The sequence below is a fragment of the Variovorax sp. TBS-050B genome, from assembly GCF_029893635.1.
Lineage (GTDB): Bacteria > Pseudomonadota > Gammaproteobacteria > Burkholderiales > Burkholderiaceae_C > Variovorax.
The window spans coordinates 905,001-920,075 of record NZ_JARXYR010000002.1; the positions used below are offsets into that span (position 1 = coordinate 905,001).

14 protein-coding genes (1 of these 14 cut by a window edge) are annotated in these 15,075 nt (G+C 71.2%); 6 read left to right on the forward strand and 8 right to left on the reverse strand.

Translation table 11 applies throughout. From position 1 onward, the window contains the following. Together M2165_RS07260 and M2165_RS07265 are read left to right on the forward strand one after the other, a co-directional pair. On the forward strand, positions 1–1,630 hold the 3' portion of the coding sequence (locus tag M2165_RS07260) for an ATP-binding cassette domain-containing protein (RefSeq protein ID WP_280813995.1). 269 nt of this gene lie to the left of the window's left edge; the window shows 1,630 of its 1,899 coding nt (coding positions 270–1,899); its start codon lies beyond the left edge, outside the window; it ends in the stop codon at positions 1,628–1,630. Between the two features lie 85 nt (positions 1,631–1,715). Continuing rightward, on the forward strand, positions 1,716–3,470 hold the full coding sequence (locus M2165_RS07265; RefSeq protein ID WP_280813996.1) for a phospholipase D family protein: 1,755 nt from the start codon (positions 1,716–1,718) through the stop codon (positions 3,468–3,470). 6 nt (positions 3,471–3,476) lie between these two features. Here M2165_RS07265 and M2165_RS26105 read toward each other — a convergent pair whose 3' ends face one another. From M2165_RS26105 to M2165_RS07285, 3 genes are all read right to left on the reverse strand, one after another. Continuing rightward, positions 3,477–4,385: a copper chaperone PCu(A)C gene (locus tag M2165_RS26105; RefSeq protein WP_348541046.1), complete on the reverse strand. Its 909-nt coding sequence runs from the start codon at positions 4,383–4,385 to the stop codon at positions 3,477–3,479. Positions 4,386–4,536: 151 nt separating this feature from the next. Then, a complete protein-coding gene (locus tag M2165_RS07280) occupies positions 4,537–4,926 on the reverse strand; it encodes a hypothetical protein (protein ID WP_280813997.1) in 390 nt (129 codons plus the stop codon). Positions 4,927–4,937: 11 nt separating this feature from the next. Beyond that, positions 4,938–6,206 (reverse strand): TraB/GumN family protein, encoded by a 1,269-nt coding sequence (locus M2165_RS07285; protein WP_280813998.1) that lies wholly within the window; start codon positions 6,204–6,206, stop codon positions 4,938–4,940. A gap of 63 nt (positions 6,207–6,269) precedes the next feature. On the opposite strand from M2165_RS07285, the gene M2165_RS07290 reads away from it, so the two are divergent. Both M2165_RS07290 and M2165_RS07295 read left to right on the forward strand, forming a co-directional pair. After that, the gene (locus tag M2165_RS07290; protein ID WP_280813999.1) at positions 6,270–6,683 is read left to right on the forward strand and encodes a VOC family protein; all 414 of its coding nucleotides are present in this window, start codon (positions 6,270–6,272) and stop codon (positions 6,681–6,683) included. Further along, the gene (locus M2165_RS07295) at positions 6,680–7,906 is read left to right on the forward strand and encodes a hypothetical protein (protein ID WP_280814000.1); all 1,227 of its coding nucleotides are present in this window, start codon (positions 6,680–6,682) and stop codon (positions 7,904–7,906) included. Before M2165_RS07290 ends, M2165_RS07295 begins: the two co-directional genes overlap by 4 nt. Before the next feature lie 29 nt (positions 7,907–7,935). Here M2165_RS07295 and M2165_RS07300 read toward each other — a convergent pair whose 3' ends face one another. Genes M2165_RS07300 through M2165_RS07310 form a run of 3 tightly spaced genes read right to left on the reverse strand, consistent with a single transcriptional unit; the run spans position 7,936 to position 10,872 of the window. Then, positions 7,936–8,910, reverse strand: coding sequence for a tripartite tricarboxylate transporter substrate binding protein (locus M2165_RS07300; protein ID WP_280814001.1), 975 nt, complete (start codon positions 8,908–8,910; stop codon positions 7,936–7,938). Positions 8,911–8,929: 19 nt separating this feature from the next. Then, positions 8,930–9,148: a hypothetical protein gene (locus M2165_RS07305; RefSeq protein WP_280814002.1), complete on the reverse strand. Its 219-nt coding sequence runs from the start codon at positions 9,146–9,148 to the stop codon at positions 8,930–8,932. Further along, the gene (locus tag M2165_RS07310; RefSeq protein ID WP_280814003.1) at positions 9,145–10,872 is read right to left on the reverse strand and encodes an FAD-dependent monooxygenase; all 1,728 of its coding nucleotides are present in this window, start codon (positions 10,870–10,872) and stop codon (positions 9,145–9,147) included. Before M2165_RS07310 ends, M2165_RS07305 begins: the two co-directional genes overlap by 4 nt. A gap of 96 nt (positions 10,873–10,968) precedes the next feature. On the opposite strand from M2165_RS07310, the gene M2165_RS07315 reads away from it, so the two are divergent. Continuing rightward, on the forward strand, positions 10,969–11,754 hold the full coding sequence (locus M2165_RS07315; RefSeq protein ID WP_280814004.1) for a LuxR C-terminal-related transcriptional regulator: 786 nt from the start codon (positions 10,969–10,971) through the stop codon (positions 11,752–11,754). A 15-nt stretch (positions 11,755–11,769) separates the two neighbouring features. Here M2165_RS07315 and M2165_RS07320 read toward each other — a convergent pair whose 3' ends face one another. Together M2165_RS07320 and M2165_RS07325 are read right to left on the reverse strand one after the other, a co-directional pair. Further along, on the reverse strand, positions 11,770–12,537 hold the full coding sequence (locus tag M2165_RS07320) for a M48 family metallopeptidase (protein WP_280814005.1): 768 nt from the start codon (positions 12,535–12,537) through the stop codon (positions 11,770–11,772). 136 nt (positions 12,538–12,673) lie between these two features. Beyond that, positions 12,674–13,744, reverse strand: coding sequence for a fumarylacetoacetate hydrolase family protein (locus M2165_RS07325; protein ID WP_280814006.1), 1,071 nt, complete (start codon positions 13,742–13,744; stop codon positions 12,674–12,676). A gap of 142 nt (positions 13,745–13,886) precedes the next feature. On the opposite strand from M2165_RS07325, the gene M2165_RS07330 reads away from it, so the two are divergent. After that, entirely contained in the window at positions 13,887–15,074 is a 1,188-nt protein-coding gene (locus M2165_RS07330; RefSeq protein ID WP_280814007.1) for a DUF3108 domain-containing protein, read from the forward strand. Position 15,075: the final 1 nt, after the last annotated feature.

Genomic DNA, 15,075 nt, shown 5'->3' on the forward strand with positions numbered 1-15,075 from the left:
ACTGGCCCCGGTCATCGCGCTGCGTGACCTGTATCTGTCGGGCGCGGAGGGGCTGGATCTCGACGCCCTTCAGTCCCAGATCGAAGCTTTCGACGCCTGGAACTGGGAGCAACGGGTGGAGGAGACGCTGCACCGGCTCCACCTCGACCGCAACGCCCGCGTCGGCTCGCTTTCGGGCGGGACGCGCAAGCGCGTGGCACTGGCCCAGGCGCTGGTGGCCGCACCGGACGTTCTCTTGCTGGACGAGCCCACCAACCACCTGGACCTGGACTCGATCGAGTGGCTGGAGCAGTTGCTGATCGATTTCAAGGGCAGCGTGGTCACCGTCACCCACGACCGGAGCTTCCTGAACCGCGTCGCCACCCGGATCGTGGAGCTCGACCGCGGCAAGTTGAACTCCTACCCCGGCAACTTCGAACAGTATCTGGTGCAGAAGGAAGAGCAGCTCGCCCAGGAGGCGGTGATCAACGCCAAGGCCGACAAGCTGCTGGCCCAGGAAGAGATCTGGATCCGCAAGGGCGTGGAAGCGCGGCGCACGCGCAGCCAGAGCCGCATCAGCCGCCTCGAAGCGCTGCGCGCCAGCCGTGCGTCCCGGCGCGAGGTGCAGGGCAGCGTCAACATGGACGTCGCCGCGGGGCAGTCGAGCGGCAAGATCGTGGCCGAGCTCACCGAGGCGAGCAAGTCCTTCGGCGAGAAGACGGTGATCCGCAAGTTCACGGGCACCATCCTGCGCGGCGACAAGATCGGCCTGCTGGGCCCGAACGGCGCGGGCAAGACCACGCTGCTCAAGCTGATCCTCGGCGAGATCGAGCCGGACAGCGGCAAGATCCGCCGCGGCACCAACCTGCAGGTGGCGTATTTCGACCAGATGCGCGACAAGCTGGACCTCGACGCCACGCTGGAGGACTTCATCAGCCCCGGCAGCGAATGGATCGAGATCGGCAGCCAGCGCAAGCATGTGAAGAGCTACCTTTCCGACTTCCTCTTCTCGCCCGCGCGCGCCAACTCGCCGGTCCGCTCGCTCAGCGGCGGCGAACGCAACCGGCTGCTGCTGGCCCGCCTGTTCGCGCGGCCGGCCAACGTGCTGGTGCTCGACGAGCCGACCAACGACCTCGACATCGACACCCTGGAACTGCTCGAATCGCTCCTGCAGGATTACGACGGCACCGTCTTCCTGGTCAGCCACGACCGCACCTTCCTGGACAACGTGGTGACCGGCACGATCGCCTTCGAGGGCGACGGCCACTGGCGCGAGTACGAAGGCAGCGTGCAGGACTGGCTGATCCAGTCCAAGCGCGCCCGCGAGATCGCCGAGCAGCGCCAGGCCGCGAGCGCGCCGCCGCCGGCAGCGCCCGCGGCGGCCCCGGCCCCCGTCGCCGCCGCGCCCGCCGGCGCCGCGCGGAAGAAGCTCAGCTACAAGGAGCAGCGCGAACTCGACGCCCTGCCGGCGCTGATCGAGGCCCTCGAAGCCGAGCAGAAGCGCATCGGCGAGATGCTCGAGCTCGACGGCGGTGCGATCTACGCCACCGACGCGTCCCGCGCCGCCGAACTGAGCCAGCGCCACGCCCAGATCGACGACGAGCTGCTGGCTGCGCTGGAACGCCAGGAAGCGCTGCAGGTCAGGCCTTAGTTCTACATTCCATCCATCCCGCTGTCTGACGCGCGGACAGCGCCGACTAGGCTATACAGGCGGCTTCCAAGCTCTGGGAAGCAGCATGTCATCGATCTACGCGTTCTTCGGCCGCTCCGTGGCGCTGCTGGCCCTCGTGCTGCAAGGCGCCTGCGCGGAACTGCCGCAGCATGTGGACCGGCCGGTCTCCACCGCCATCGCCGCACCGGGCGGCACGGCGCTCGAGGCCTTGATCCAGCAGCGGCGCAGGGCCGACGGCGCGCGTTTCGAGTCGGGTTTCTTGCTGCTCGGCGGCCCTCCGGCGGCCTATGGAAGCCGGCTCGCGCTGATCGAGGGTGCGCAGAAGACCCTGGACCTGCAGTACTACACCATCCATGCCGACGCCAGCACCGCCCGGCTGCTGCGCGGCATCCGGGCGGCGGCCGAGCGCGGCGTCCGCGTGCGCATCCTGCTGGACGACTTCCACACCACCGGCCGCGACACCATGGTCCTCGCGCTCGCCTTCGTGCCGAACGTCGAGATGCGGCTGTTCAACCCGCTGGCCGGCAACCGCGACTCCTCGCTCGCGCGCATGATCAATTCGATCGGCGACGCCTCGCGCATCCAGCAGCGGATGCACAACAAGCTCTTCCTCGCCGACAACGTGCTCGGCGTGACCGGCGGCCGGAATCTCGGCGACGCCTATTTCGGCAACGCGCCCAAGGGCAACTTCATCGACGTCGACATCCTCGCGGCCGGCCCGATCGTGCGCGACCTCTCGCGCAGCTTCGACAGCTACTGGAACAACGAGCGCGCCTATCCCGTGCAGTCGCTGCTCAAGCCCCAGGAACTGCAGGAGATCCGCGAACGCGCCCGCAAGGCCGACCAGGAACTGACCGACGAAGCCGCTCGCGCACAGAACGCCCCGCCCGGGCCCCCGCCATCCACGACGGCCGACGGCGAGCAGAAGGCCGGCGCCGCGCCGACACCGGCGCAACTGGCACGCGCCTGGGACGAGAAGCCGCTCGATCTGCGCACCGCCCGCTTCGTCTGGGCGCCCGCGGTGATGCTTGCCGACCAGCCCGGAAAGATCCCGGCCGACAGGGGCCCGGAGAAGACCAAGGCGCCGGGCCTGGTGGTGAGCCAGCCCGGCGATGCCGCGGAATCGTCGCCGCGCGCGGCGGCGCTGCAGGTGAGCTCCGACATCGCCGCCGGCAGCGAGACCGTGGTCGAGGGATTGCTGCAGCTGATCGCCCAGGCGCGCAGCGACCTGCTCATCATCTCGCCCTATTTCGTGCCCGGCCCGGACATGAAGCTGGCCTTCGCGACGGCCAAGCGCCGCGGGGTGCGCATCCGTGTGCTGACCAATTCGCTCGCGTCCAACGATGCGCCGGTGGCGCACGTGGGCTATGCCCGCCACCGCGAGGAACTGCTGCGGATCGGCGTCGAGCTTTACGAGCTGCGCAGCGAGCAGGCCACCGTCGGCAATGCCTTCGGCTCGACGGGCAGCGGCGACGTGGGCGCGTCGCGCTCGATGCTGCATTCGAAAGTGCTGGTGATGGACGGCCGGCTGCTGGTGGTCGGCTCGATGAACCTCGACCTGCGTTCGCAGCTGCAGAACACCGAGATCGCGCTGCTCGTGCGCAGCGGCGAACTCTCCCGCGCGGCATCCGCGCAGATCGAGCGCGGCATGCGCGAGGGCTCGTGGCGCGTGGAACTCGACAAGAAGAAGCGCTCGCTGGTCTGGCGCGCGCCCGAAGGCAGCAATCTCCAGGACACCGGCACCGAGCCCGACGCCAGCCTCACGCTGCGCCTGCTGCTGCGGCTGTTCGGGCCGCTGGCGCCGGACCAGCTGCTCTAGGCGCCCTCAGTGCTTGTGCTGGTGGGCCGGCGCGGCCGCGTCGCCGCCGTCCGGCGCGCCCACCGGCAGCTTCAGGTCGAGCGAGGTCTTCCGGCCCTTCGCGTCCTCGAAGCTGAGCGTGACCGGCACCGTCGCGCCCTTGGTGAGCGCCTGCTTCAGGTCCATCATCATCACGTGGTAGCCGCCCGGCTTGAGTTCCACGGTCTGTCCGGCCGGCAGGTCGAGGCCGCGCGGCAGCTCGCGCATCCGCATGGTGTCGCCCTCCATCTTCATCTCGTGGATCTCGGCCACGCCCGCGGCCGGCGTCGAGATGCCGACCAGCTTGCCGCCGGTGGGCGCGGTCAGCTTCATGAAGGCACCGGTGCCGCTCTGGCCCGGCACCGACGGGCGGACCCAGGCGTCGCGCACGTCGACCGTGGCCACGCCCTGCGCCACCACGTCGAGCCGCGCCGCCGGCGTCTTGAGGCCGGCGGTCGAATTGCCCGTCGCCGGCACTTCGGCCCAGTCGACGCGGCCCACGTCGCAGTCCTGCTGCACCTTGAACCACAGCGTTCCCGGCGTGCTCGGGACCTTGCCGCGCAGCACGAACTCGGCGCGCTCGCCGGCGGGCAGCGCCGTCTGCGGGCTTTCGGCCGTCCAGCGCACCTCGCCGTCGCCGGCGTTCTTCTGGACATCGAGCTTCCAGCCCTTGCGCGCCTGCGCGTCGCTCAGGATGAAGCCCTTGGGCAGCCGCACGGCCAGCCCGGTGGTGGCCTTCGCGCCCTCGCAGGCGTGGCCCACGCGGAAGGCGGCGTCATAGTCGCTGCCGACGGTGACGCCGCCGCGCGGCAAGCTGACGTGGGCGCAGGCGGCCGCGGTGCCGGCAAGCAGGACGGAGGCCGCGGCCGTCTTGAAGGTGGTGTGCAGTGGGCTCATGGGAACTCCTCGAGGGAAAAGCGGAAGCAAAAAGATCGGAATCGGGTTCACCTGCGGTCGGGCGCGCAGGTGGGGTCGTCGCGCGCCGGGGCGGAGGGCCCGCGCCGGTCTTGCGTCTAGAAAAGCGGAGCCGGGGACGGCGCCGCCGTCCTCAGACGGGGCGCACGGCCCGGAACAAGGCCGGAGGCCCGCGCGCCGGCAGCGGTGCCGCGCTGGCCGTGGCGAAGTGCACGGCCGGGATGGGCCGGGCCACGCGGCCCGTCGGCAGGGGATGTTCGAAGGAAGACGCGGCCGGCGCGGGCGGCGGCGCCCCGGTCAGCAGGCACAGCGGGCAATCGAGATGCGAGGCGCCCAGCTCCTCCAGGCCGTCGTCGGTCTGAACCACGACCTTGACCGCACCGGCGCTGGCGCACACCAGCTCCACGGCCTGCGGATGCACGATCGGCGAGGCCGCCGCCGCGCCGATCGACAGCACGAACCACAGCAGCACCCAGCGGCCGAACAGGCCGGGCAAGCGGGTGTGGTTTCGCGGCAGATGCATGGCGTTGGCGATTATCGGCGCTGTTTGCTCTTCGATGCCGTGGTGCGCGCCGCAGGCTTGGCGCTCGCCGCCGGCCGGCTGCCGGTCTTCGCCGCGGCCTTCGCGCCGGACGGCCGGGCGGTGGTGGAAGCCTTGGCACCGCGCGCATTCCGCGCCGTCGACGGCGCCGCGCGGCCGCCCTTCGCGCTCCGCCCGGCCGGGGCCGCGCGCGAGGCCGCGGCCGGTGGCGGCGCGGCCGGCAGGGCGGCGGCGGGTTGCGCCACCAGCGGCACCGCCGCCACCTTGAATCCGCGCGCCGCGAGGATCGCCGGCAGGCCCTGCGGCCCGACCATGTGCAGCGCGCCGACGGCCGCGAACACGCGCTTGCCGCCGGCGTGCATGCGCTCGATGCCGTCCGCGAGCCCCGGGTTGCGGTCGTCCAGCAGGCGCTTCATGAGCCGCTGCTCGGCGGGCGTTTGGAGGCAGTTGCACCATTCGGGGTAGCGGGCCAGTTTGTCCACGTCGCCGCGTGCCCAGATGTGGGCGAGCTCCTTCATCTGCGTGCGCAGCTGGCCCGACTCGAGTTCGCTGAGCGTCGCGTCGATCTGCTCCGCCTCCTCGGCTTCGGAGCCGCCGGTCAGCATCTGCAGCTGCGCAGCGGCGGTCTCGAGCGCGAACACCGGCTTGCCGCTGTTGCGCGCGGCCACGGCCATCGATTCGTCGGCGCCGAACTCCGGATACAGGCCGTCGGCGCGCGCCACCAGCCCCGCCAGCGCCATCACCTGCAGGATCGGCTGCAGCCCGTTCGCCTTGCCGGGCTCCACGCAGGCGGCTTCGTTCTGGCGCGCGAGGCGCCGCGCGCGCTCGCCGCTGAGGAGGCGCGCCACCACCGCGGGATCGGCGGGCTGCGTCAGCGGGCGCATCGCGGCCTGGTCGCGCACGTCCAGTTCGAGCGCCAGCGCATCGCTCTGCTCGAGCGCGTTCTGCACCGTCGGGCCGGGACGGACCCATTCGGCGCGGCCGACGTGGATGGTGCCGTAGAGCCAGGAGGTGCGGCCGTCGCGCTCGGCGCGCCAGAGCAGCCCGCGGTCCACCGCGTTCCACTGGCCCACCGCCGCTCCGGGCTTGCCCAGGCTCGCGATGGCCGACGGCGGGCAGGCGGCGTGCACCGCCAGCGCGAAGACGGAACAGACGCCCGCCACGACGAGGCGCGGCAGACGAAGAAGAAGAAAAGAGGGGCGCGTGCGCGCCTTCGCACCGACGTCGCGCTTCGGCGCAACCAGGATCCGGAGTATCCGCAAGGCTTGCTCCATGATGAAAGAAAGTCCGGCATTCTCACAGCACCGCTCTCCATAATCCGGAACATGCAAAGCATCTTCCATCTTGCCTTCCACGTCCGCGATCTCGACGCGGCCCGCCGCTTCTACGGCGACGTGCTCGGCTGCGCCGAAGGCCGCAGCACCGACACCTGGGTCGACTTCGACTTCTTCGGCCACCAGATCTCGCTGCATCTCGGCGAACCCTTCGCCACCACGCGCACCGGCCAGGTGGGCAGCGCGCTGGTGCCGATGCCGCATTTCGGCATCGTGCTCGAACTGCCCGACTGGCAGGCGCTGGCCGCGCGGCTGCAGGCCGCGAACACCGCCTTCGTGCTCGAGCCGCAGGTGCGCTTCGAGGGCCAGCCCGGCGAGCAGTGGACGATGTTCTTCTGCGATCCCTTCGGCAACCCGATAGAGGTCAAGGGCTTCCGCTCGCTCGCCGCGCTCTACGACAAATGACCCTCCCGCACCGGGCCGCCCGCCAGCGCCCCGCCGCCCCGGCGGGGGCGGGCGGCGCCGCGTCCCGCATGGCCGCGGCCGCGCTTGCCGCCGGGCTCTGGCTCTTGGCGCCCGGCGCGGTCCAGGCGGCCGTGCTCGATTGCGAACTCAACGGCCGCAGCGTGAACCCGTCGGACGGCGGCAGCACCGCCGGCAAGACCGGCCTGATGCGCTGCAGGCACCGCGACACCGGCGAGCTGCAGCGCGAGCAGCAACTGCAGAACGGCGTCTTCATGGGGCTGGTGCGCTTCTACGAGAAGGGCAAGCTGGCGCGCGAGCACATCGTCAATGCCGCCGGCAACATCCACGGCCCCGCGCGCGAGTTCGCCCCCAACGGCCGCGTGGTGCGCGAGGCGGTCTACGACGACGGGCAGGAGCGCGGCCTAGTGCGCAGCTTCTATCCCGGCGGCCAGCTGCGGCGCGCGACCTTCTATCCGGCCCTCGGCACCGACCGGCCCTTCGTCGAATTCACCGAGCGCGGGCAGCTGTCGGGCCTGCGCTGCGGCGAGGCCCCGATGCTCGCGCCCGCGGTCGACGACGCCAAGCTCTGCGGCTTCGTCGGCGGGCCCTCGCAGGTGGAGCTTTTCGATGCGCGCGGCATCCTGCGCTCGCGGCTGTCGTACCTCGCGGGCAAGCGCGTGCGTTCGCAGAGCTTCTACGACAACGGCAAGCCCTCGGTGCAGGACGAGATCGCCGGCAACCAGCGCACCGAGCGCCATTTCTCCTCCGAAGGCGTGAAGCGGCGCGAAACCGTGTGGCTGCTGCTCGAGCGCAGCGCGGTCAAGCAGCGCGAGCAGGAATTCTCCGAACGGGGCACGCTGATCCGCGACCAGCGCTGGAACAGCGCCGGCATGCCGATCGGCGACGACAGCTACTACCTCAACGGCCAGCCCCGCGCCAAGTCGGCCTACAGCGGCAGCGGCGAAGCGCGCACGGTCGAGATCACCGAGTTCTACGACAGCGGCGAACGCGCCGCCAAGGGACGCTTCAAGGCCGCCGTGCGCGGCCGGCAGGTGCCGATCGGCACCCACCAGCGCTTCAGCGAAAAAGGCACGCTGCTGGCGGAATCGATCTTCGACGCCAACGGCCGCATCACCCGCGAGCGCAGCTGGGACGAGAACGGCGAGCTCCTGAGCGACGACGAGGTCTTCGAGGACGGCTCGCGCAAGGCCTTCGTGCAATGACCTGGGCGGCCGGTCCGGCCGCGGCCTGATCAGTCCAGCTTGATGCCGGTCTGCTTGATGATCGGCCCCCAGCGGCGCGATTCCGCGCGCGAGAGCGCCGCGAACTGCTCGGGCGTGCCGGGCATCGCCTCCATGCCGAAGTCCTCGAAGCGCTTCTGCACCTGCGGGTTGCCGAAGGCGCGGTTGAGTTCGCCGTTGAGCCGGGCCACGACCGCGGGCGGCATGCCGGCCGGGCCGAGCACGCCCTGGAACGCGAACACCTCCGAATTCGACACGCCCACCTCGGCGAGCGTCGGCACCTCGGGCAGTTGCCTGCTGCGCGCGCCCGAGCCGATGGCCAGCACGCGCACCTTGTTGCCCTTCATGATCGGCAGGCCCGAGGCCAAGTCGAGGAACATGCAGGGCACCTGGCCACCCATCACGTCGGCCATGGCCGGCGCGGCGCCACGGTAGGGAATGTGGGTGATGAAGGTGCCGGTGCGCACCTTGAACATCTCCATCGCGAGGTGGTGCGGCGAGCCGTTGCCGGGCGAGGCGTAGTTGACCTTGCCCGGGTTGGCCTTCACGTAGGCCAGGAACTCCTTGAAGTTCTTCGCCGGGAAGTCGGGATGCACCACGAGCGCGAGCGGGAACTTGCCGATGGCGCCGATGTAGCTGAAGTCCTTTTCGGGATTGAACGGCAGCTTGCCGAACAGGTGTTCGTTGAAGGCCAGCACGGCGTTGTCGGCCGACAGCACGGTGTAGCCGTCGGGCTTGCTCTTGGCGACGAGGTCGGCGCCGATGTTGGTCGAGGCGCCGGGCCGGTTGTCGACGACGATCTGCTGGCCCAGCGCCTGGCGCATGGCCTCGGCCAGCGAGCGCGCGATCACGTCGGTGCCGCCGCCCGCGGGATAGGGCACGACCCAGCGGATCAGTTGCGAGGGATAGTCCTGCGCGCGGGCGAAGGGCGCGGCGGCCACGGCGGCGCCCGAGGCGAGCGTGGCGAGAAGGGTGCGGCGGTCCATGAAACTCATCTCCAGTGTGTTATTCGGTTGCGGACAGCGATGGTACGGGCAGCGCGTCCAGCGCATCGGCGAGCGCGGCGCGGCAGCGCGCTTCGTCGCCGACCTGCTCGAACAGCAGCAGCGCCAGGCGCGCGAGGAACAGCGACTCGCGCTCGGCGCCGGCCTCGCTGATCGCACGCGCGCATTCGGCGTAGAGCCGGTCGCGCGCCTCCGGGGGAAGCGAAACGGTGGTCGTCATGCGGCGGTCTCCTCGAAAGCGGTGGTGTTGGCGCTGGCGACGGCGGCGCGCGCGAGCGCCCGCGGCAGCGCACCGGGCGGCACGCGGCGCCAGCGCGCGGCCACGTGGCCGTCGGGGCGCAGCAGGTAGACCGCGCCATCGCGCGCGCCGAGCGCCTCGAACACCGCAGGCTCGGCCCGCGCATCGGCTGCGCCGGCGCCGGGGGCTGCGATGGTGCGGACCACGAACGGCACGGCGCCGCGGCGGGCCCGTGCCAGTTCTTCGTCGGCAGGTGCTGCGGCCTCGCCGCCCGGCTGCAGCACCAGCAGCGTGAATGCGGGGGCGATCCAGTCGCTCAGGTGGCCCTCTGCGAGCGGCTGCTCGGGCATCGCCTCGCCGGGCAGCGGGCCGGCCGGGAGCGCATCGCCTTCGCTCGACAGCGGCGAATCGGCATAGCGCACCGCCTGCGTCTGGCGCGGATTGATCAGCTGCGCGATGCCGCGGTGCCGCTGCGACAGCGACAGCGCCGCCTCGCGCAGCAGGTCGAAGCCGCGCGACGGCGGCGACATGAACTCGGTGCTGCGCATCGCGTTCTCGGCATTGACGTGGAAGGCCGCGATGCGCTCGTGCGAGTACGCATCGAGCAGCGCCGCGTCGGACAGCCCGCGCGCCACGAAGGCAAGCTTCCACGCCAGGTTGTCCGCATCGTCGAAGCCCGAGTTGAGGCCGCGCACGCCGAAGATCGGCATCGCATGCGCCGCGTTGCCCGCGAACAGCACGCGGCCGTGCCTGTAGCTGTCGAGCGTCATCGCGCCGGCACGGTAGACCGAGGTCCAGACCGTCTTCCACGGCAGGTGGCCCTCGCCGATGGCGTCGAGGTGGCGCTGCACGAACGCCGCCACCGCGGCGGGCTGCAACGCCTCTTCGGTGCTCTGCCCGGCGCGCAGCTGGTAGTCGATGCGCCAGATGTCGTCGGGCTGGCGATGCATCAGCACGGTGGAGCCCGGGTTCCACGGCGGATCGAACCAGGCGCGCCGCTCGGTCGGATGGCTGCTGTGCAGCTCGATGTCGATGATCACGTAGCGGCCTTCGTACGCCGTGCCCTCGAGCGCGAGCCCCAGCGCCTTGCGCACGAAGCTCTGGCCGCCGTCGCAGGCGGCGAGCCACTGCGTCTGCAGCCGGTAGTCGCCCGCGGCGTTGCGCACGTCGAGCGTCACGCCGTCGCCGTCCTGCGCGAGGCCGGTGAGCTCGGTGCCCCAGCGCAGGTCCACCAGCCCGGGCGACGCCGCGTTGCGGCGCTCGATCTCGTCGAGCAGGTACTGCTCGATGTAGTACTGCTCGAGGTTGATCATCGGCGGCAGCTTCTGCCGCGCGTCGTGCGGCATCTCGAAGCGGAACACCTCCTCGGTCCTGTAGAAGCTGCGCCCGCCGGTCCATGGCAGGCCCTTGGCCAGGAAGGCCGGCAGCACGCCGAGCCGCTCCATGATCTCCAGGCTGCGGCGCGAGATGCAGGCCGCGCGGCTGCCGACGCAGACGGTGTCGTCGGCTTCGAGGATCACGCTGCGCACGCCGTGGTTCGCAAGCCCCAGCGCGAGCGCCATGCCCACCGGGCCGCCGCCGGCGATCACCACCGGATGGCGGCCCGCCTCGAGGCGCCCGGGGCCGAGCGTGGGCGTCCGCGCCGCATGGCGCGTGTAGCGGAAGGCGCCCACGGCGGGCGGGAGTTCGGTGTGCGGGTTCGTCATGCAGCGGGATTGTCCCGATGCCTGCCGGCGGCCGATGTCATAACTTCGTACGACGGAGTTACCCTAGCCGACGGCCCCGTTGCCGTCCAGTTGTCCATGAAGCGCTGGCGCATCCATCCCGCGGCCGACCACGCGATCGCCGCCGCCATCGTCGGCGACGTGCTCGCGGGCATCGGCACGCCGCATCTCGCGGGCAGTTGCCTCTCGGCCATGCAGCGCGTGATGCCCGTCACCTTCTGCACCGTGTTCGCGGTCGACGTCACCGGCCGCATCGAGGCGGTCTCTGCCGCCAGCAGCTACGGCACCACGGCCGAGCGCACGGCCGAACGCTACGTGGCGCAGCGCTTCGACCTGCTCGATGCCAACATGGCATGGCTCGCCACGCGCAAGCTGCCGCGCCGCGCGCAGCTCTGGTGCGGCCACCAGCATGCCGACGAGGTGGCCGACCCGGCCTACCGCGCCGCCTGCTACGGCGACGTCGGCATCCGCGAGCGGGCCTCGGTGCTGCTGCTCACGCCGGCGGGCCAGCGCGTGGCGGTGAGCTTCTACCGCAGCCTCGCGCAGGCCGAGTTCGGCGCGGCGGATTTCGCGGCCATCGCGTGCCACGCCACGCTGCTGGCCGAGGCCACGGTGGCGCACGGCCGCAGCATGGTGGCGGCGCGCGAGGCGGTGGCGCCGGTCTTCACCTCGCGCCTGCTGACCCTGAGCCTGCGCGAGCGCGAGGTCATCGGCCACCTGATGGCCGGGCGCACCGCCAAGGAAGCGGCGCGCGAACTCGGCGTGGCGCTCACCACCGTGCGCACCCACCAGTACCGCGCCTTCCGGCGGCTGGGCATCCGCTCGCACAAGGAGCTGCTGCTGCAGGCGACGGCGCCGCAGTGAGCGCCCGCCGGGCGATCACTTGGCCGCGTCGAGCCGCTTCTGCATGCGCGCCGAGCGCTCGGCCGACGGCGGATGCGTGCTCATCAGCGAGCTGCCGCTGCTGCTGCCGCCGCTGAGCTTCGCGAGCTTGTCGAAGGCCGTGACCAGGCCCTTGCGCTCGAGCTTGCGCTCGGTGAGCAGGTCGAAGGAATAGTTGTCGGCGGCGCTTTCGTTGGCCTGCGAGAACTGGGCATTGATGAACTTCTCGCCCAGTTCGCCGGCCTGCGACTGCGACAGCTGCGCCGCCACGCCGCCCGCCGCGCTCGCCAGCCCGCGCACCGCCGAGGCAGCGTAGGCGGTCTGCATGCGCGACTTCGAATGGCCCAGCGCCACATGGCCGATCTCGTGGCCGATCACGCCGCGCAGCTCGTCGTCGTTCATCAGGTCCATCAGGCCGCTGTAGACGCGGATGCAGCCGTTGGCCATGGCCCAGGCGTTCACGTCCTTCGTCATGTAGACCTTGTAGTTGGCGGTCTTGCCGTTCACGGTGGTCGGCATCTGCTTCACCACCTGGGCCAGCCGCGTGGCATAGCGGCTGTTGGCGGGTGCGATCTGGTTCTTCTGGTCCATGGCCGCGCAGGACTGGTCGGACATGGTGGCGATCTCGCTGTCGGTCAGCGACATCGCCTTGAAGGCGGAGCCGCCGGCCTGGGTGAGCGCGCCGGTGTCGGCGTTCTTGAGGGTCTCGCAGCCGACGAGCGCGGAGGCCGCGAGCACGGCGGCGGCAACTGGCAGGTAACGCATGGAAAGTTCCTTTTTCTTCTCGGTGGTGAACGAAGGGGTGCGGGCACCCCGGAAATGCGCGGCCGGGTGCGCACGGTGTGCGTCCCTGCCGCGTCGAATGCGGATGGGTCGAGGCGGCCGGCCCCTGTCGTCTTCTTCAGTCCTCGGCCTCGTCCTCGGCGCTCGGGCGCACGAGCGACACCGGCGCCTCCTTCGGCCGCCCCGCCGTCGAGACGATCTCCTGGTCGATCGCGCCGAAGACCGAGCGCCCGTCGAGCCCCTTCATCTCGATGCGGATGGTGTCGCCGAACTTCATGAACTCGGTCGAGGGGGCGCCGTCCTGGATGGTCTCGATGCAGCGCTTCTCGGCGATGCAGGAATAGCCCTTGGGCCATTCCATGCGGCCGTTCTTCTCGACGCCCTTGTTGCTCACGGTGCCGCTGCCCACGATGCTGCCGGCGCGCACGTTGCGCGTCTTGGCGATGTGGGCGACGAGCTGGCCGAAGTGGAAGGTCATCTCGGGGCCGGCGTCGCACATGCCGACCTTGCGGCCGTTCCAGCTGCTCTGCAGCTGCAGGTGCACGCGGCCGTCCTGCCAGGCCTCGCCGAGTTCGTCGAGCGTCACGGCCACCGGGCTGAACGCGGTGGCGGGCTTGCTCTGGAAGAAGCCGAAGCCCTTGGCGAGTTCGGCCGGGATCAGGTTGCGCAGGCTCACGTCATTGGCGAGCATCACGAGCCGGATGCCGTCGAGCGCCTGCTCGGGCGTGGCGCCCATCCTCACGTCGCCGGTGACCACCGCGATCTCGGCCTCGAAGTCGATGCCCATGGCTTCGCTGGGCACCACCACGTCGTCGGTCGGCCCGAGGAAGTCGTCGCTGCCGCCCTGGTACATCAGCGGGTCCTGGTAGAAGCTCTCGGGCACTTCGGCATTGCGCGCCTTGCGCACCAGCTCGACGTGGTTCAGGTAGGCCGAGCCGTCGGCCCACTGGTAAGCGCGCGGCAGCGGCGCCATGCACATCGAGGGATCGAACGGAAAGGCATGGCGCGCCCGGCCGGTGTTGACGGCGTCATAGAGGTCCTGCAGCTGCGGGCTCATGAAGCCCCAGTCGTCCAGCACCTGCTGCATCCGGCTCGCGATGCCGGTGGCGTAGTGGGCGAGCGTGAGGTCGCGCGAGACGACGACGAGCTGGCCGTCGCGCGAGCCGTCCTTCAGGGTGGCGAGTTTCATGGTGACGAATGCGTGAGGAGCAGGGACGCGGCACGAACAACGGCGGCTGCCGGCGCCGCGCCGCTACTAAACTGGTTAAACGGGCGGCAGTGTACCGAGGTGCTCCCGGTGAACCTCCGCGCTGCCGACCACTCCACACCCGATGCCGACGCTCGCCGCTCCCGCCTTGCCGATCGCCCTGCCGCCCGCGCGCCCGTCGTGGCGCGCGCTCGCGGGGCTGACGCTGGCGGTGGCGCTCGCGCATGTGCTGCTGCTCGACCTCGCGCCCACCGCCCTGGGGCCGGAGCCCTCGCCGCTGGCCGGCAAGTTCATCACGCGGACCATCGTGATCGCGCCCCCGGCCGCGCCGCCGCCCGCCGCGGCCGCACCGGCTGCGGCCAGCCCCGCGCCACCGCCCAAGCCGCGGCGCCCGCGCGAAGCCAGCCCGCCCAGGCCCCGGCCGGCCGTGGCACCGGCGCCGGCGCCGGCCCCCGCGCTTTCACAGCCGCTGCCCGAAACGGCGGACCCGATCGCGCAGGTTGCTATCGACTCAGGAGCAACAGCACCCGAGCCGGCGGCGAGCGCGCCCGCATCCCCGGCCCCCACCGCGGCGGCCGCGGGCGGCGGCAACGGTCCGGCGGACGGTGCTGCAGGCGCCGGCAGCACCAACCAGGGCCAGGTGGTCGGCTCGGAGTCGCTGCGCATCCCCGGCTCGGTGAAGCTGGCCTTCGCGGTCACCGGCCAGCAGGGCGCCTCGCCGATGCAGGGCGTCTTCGGCGACCTGGTCTGGCTGCAGGACGGCAGCAGCTACGACGCGCGCCTGTCGCTCAAATTCCTGTTCCGCACCATCCGCAGCCAGCACAGCACCGGCCGGATCGGCCCCACGGGCATCGAGCCGGCGCGTTTCTCGGAAAGCCGCAAGGGCGAGGTGGCCTCGCACTTCCTGCGCGACCAGGGGCAGGTGATGTTCAGCAACAACGCGCCGCCCGTGCCGCTGCAGCCCGGCGCCCAGGACCGGCTCAGCGTGGTCATGCAGCTCGGCGGCATGCTGGCCGGCGACCCGGCGCGCTACCCGGCCGGCAGCCGGATCGCCGTGCAGACCGTGGGCCCGCGCGACGCCGGCGTCTGGGTCTTCAACGTCGAAGGCGAGGAGCAGATGAGCGTGCCGGCCGGCGACTACGCGGTGCGCAAGCTCACGCGCAGCCCGCGGCGCGAGTTCGACGACAAGATCGAAATCTGGCTCGCGCCGGCCCTGGGCTACCTGCCGGTGCGGATGAAACAGACACAGGCCAACGGCGATTTCGCCGACATGCAGTTGCGCGAATCCCTTCCGGCCGGGCAGACGAACTGAC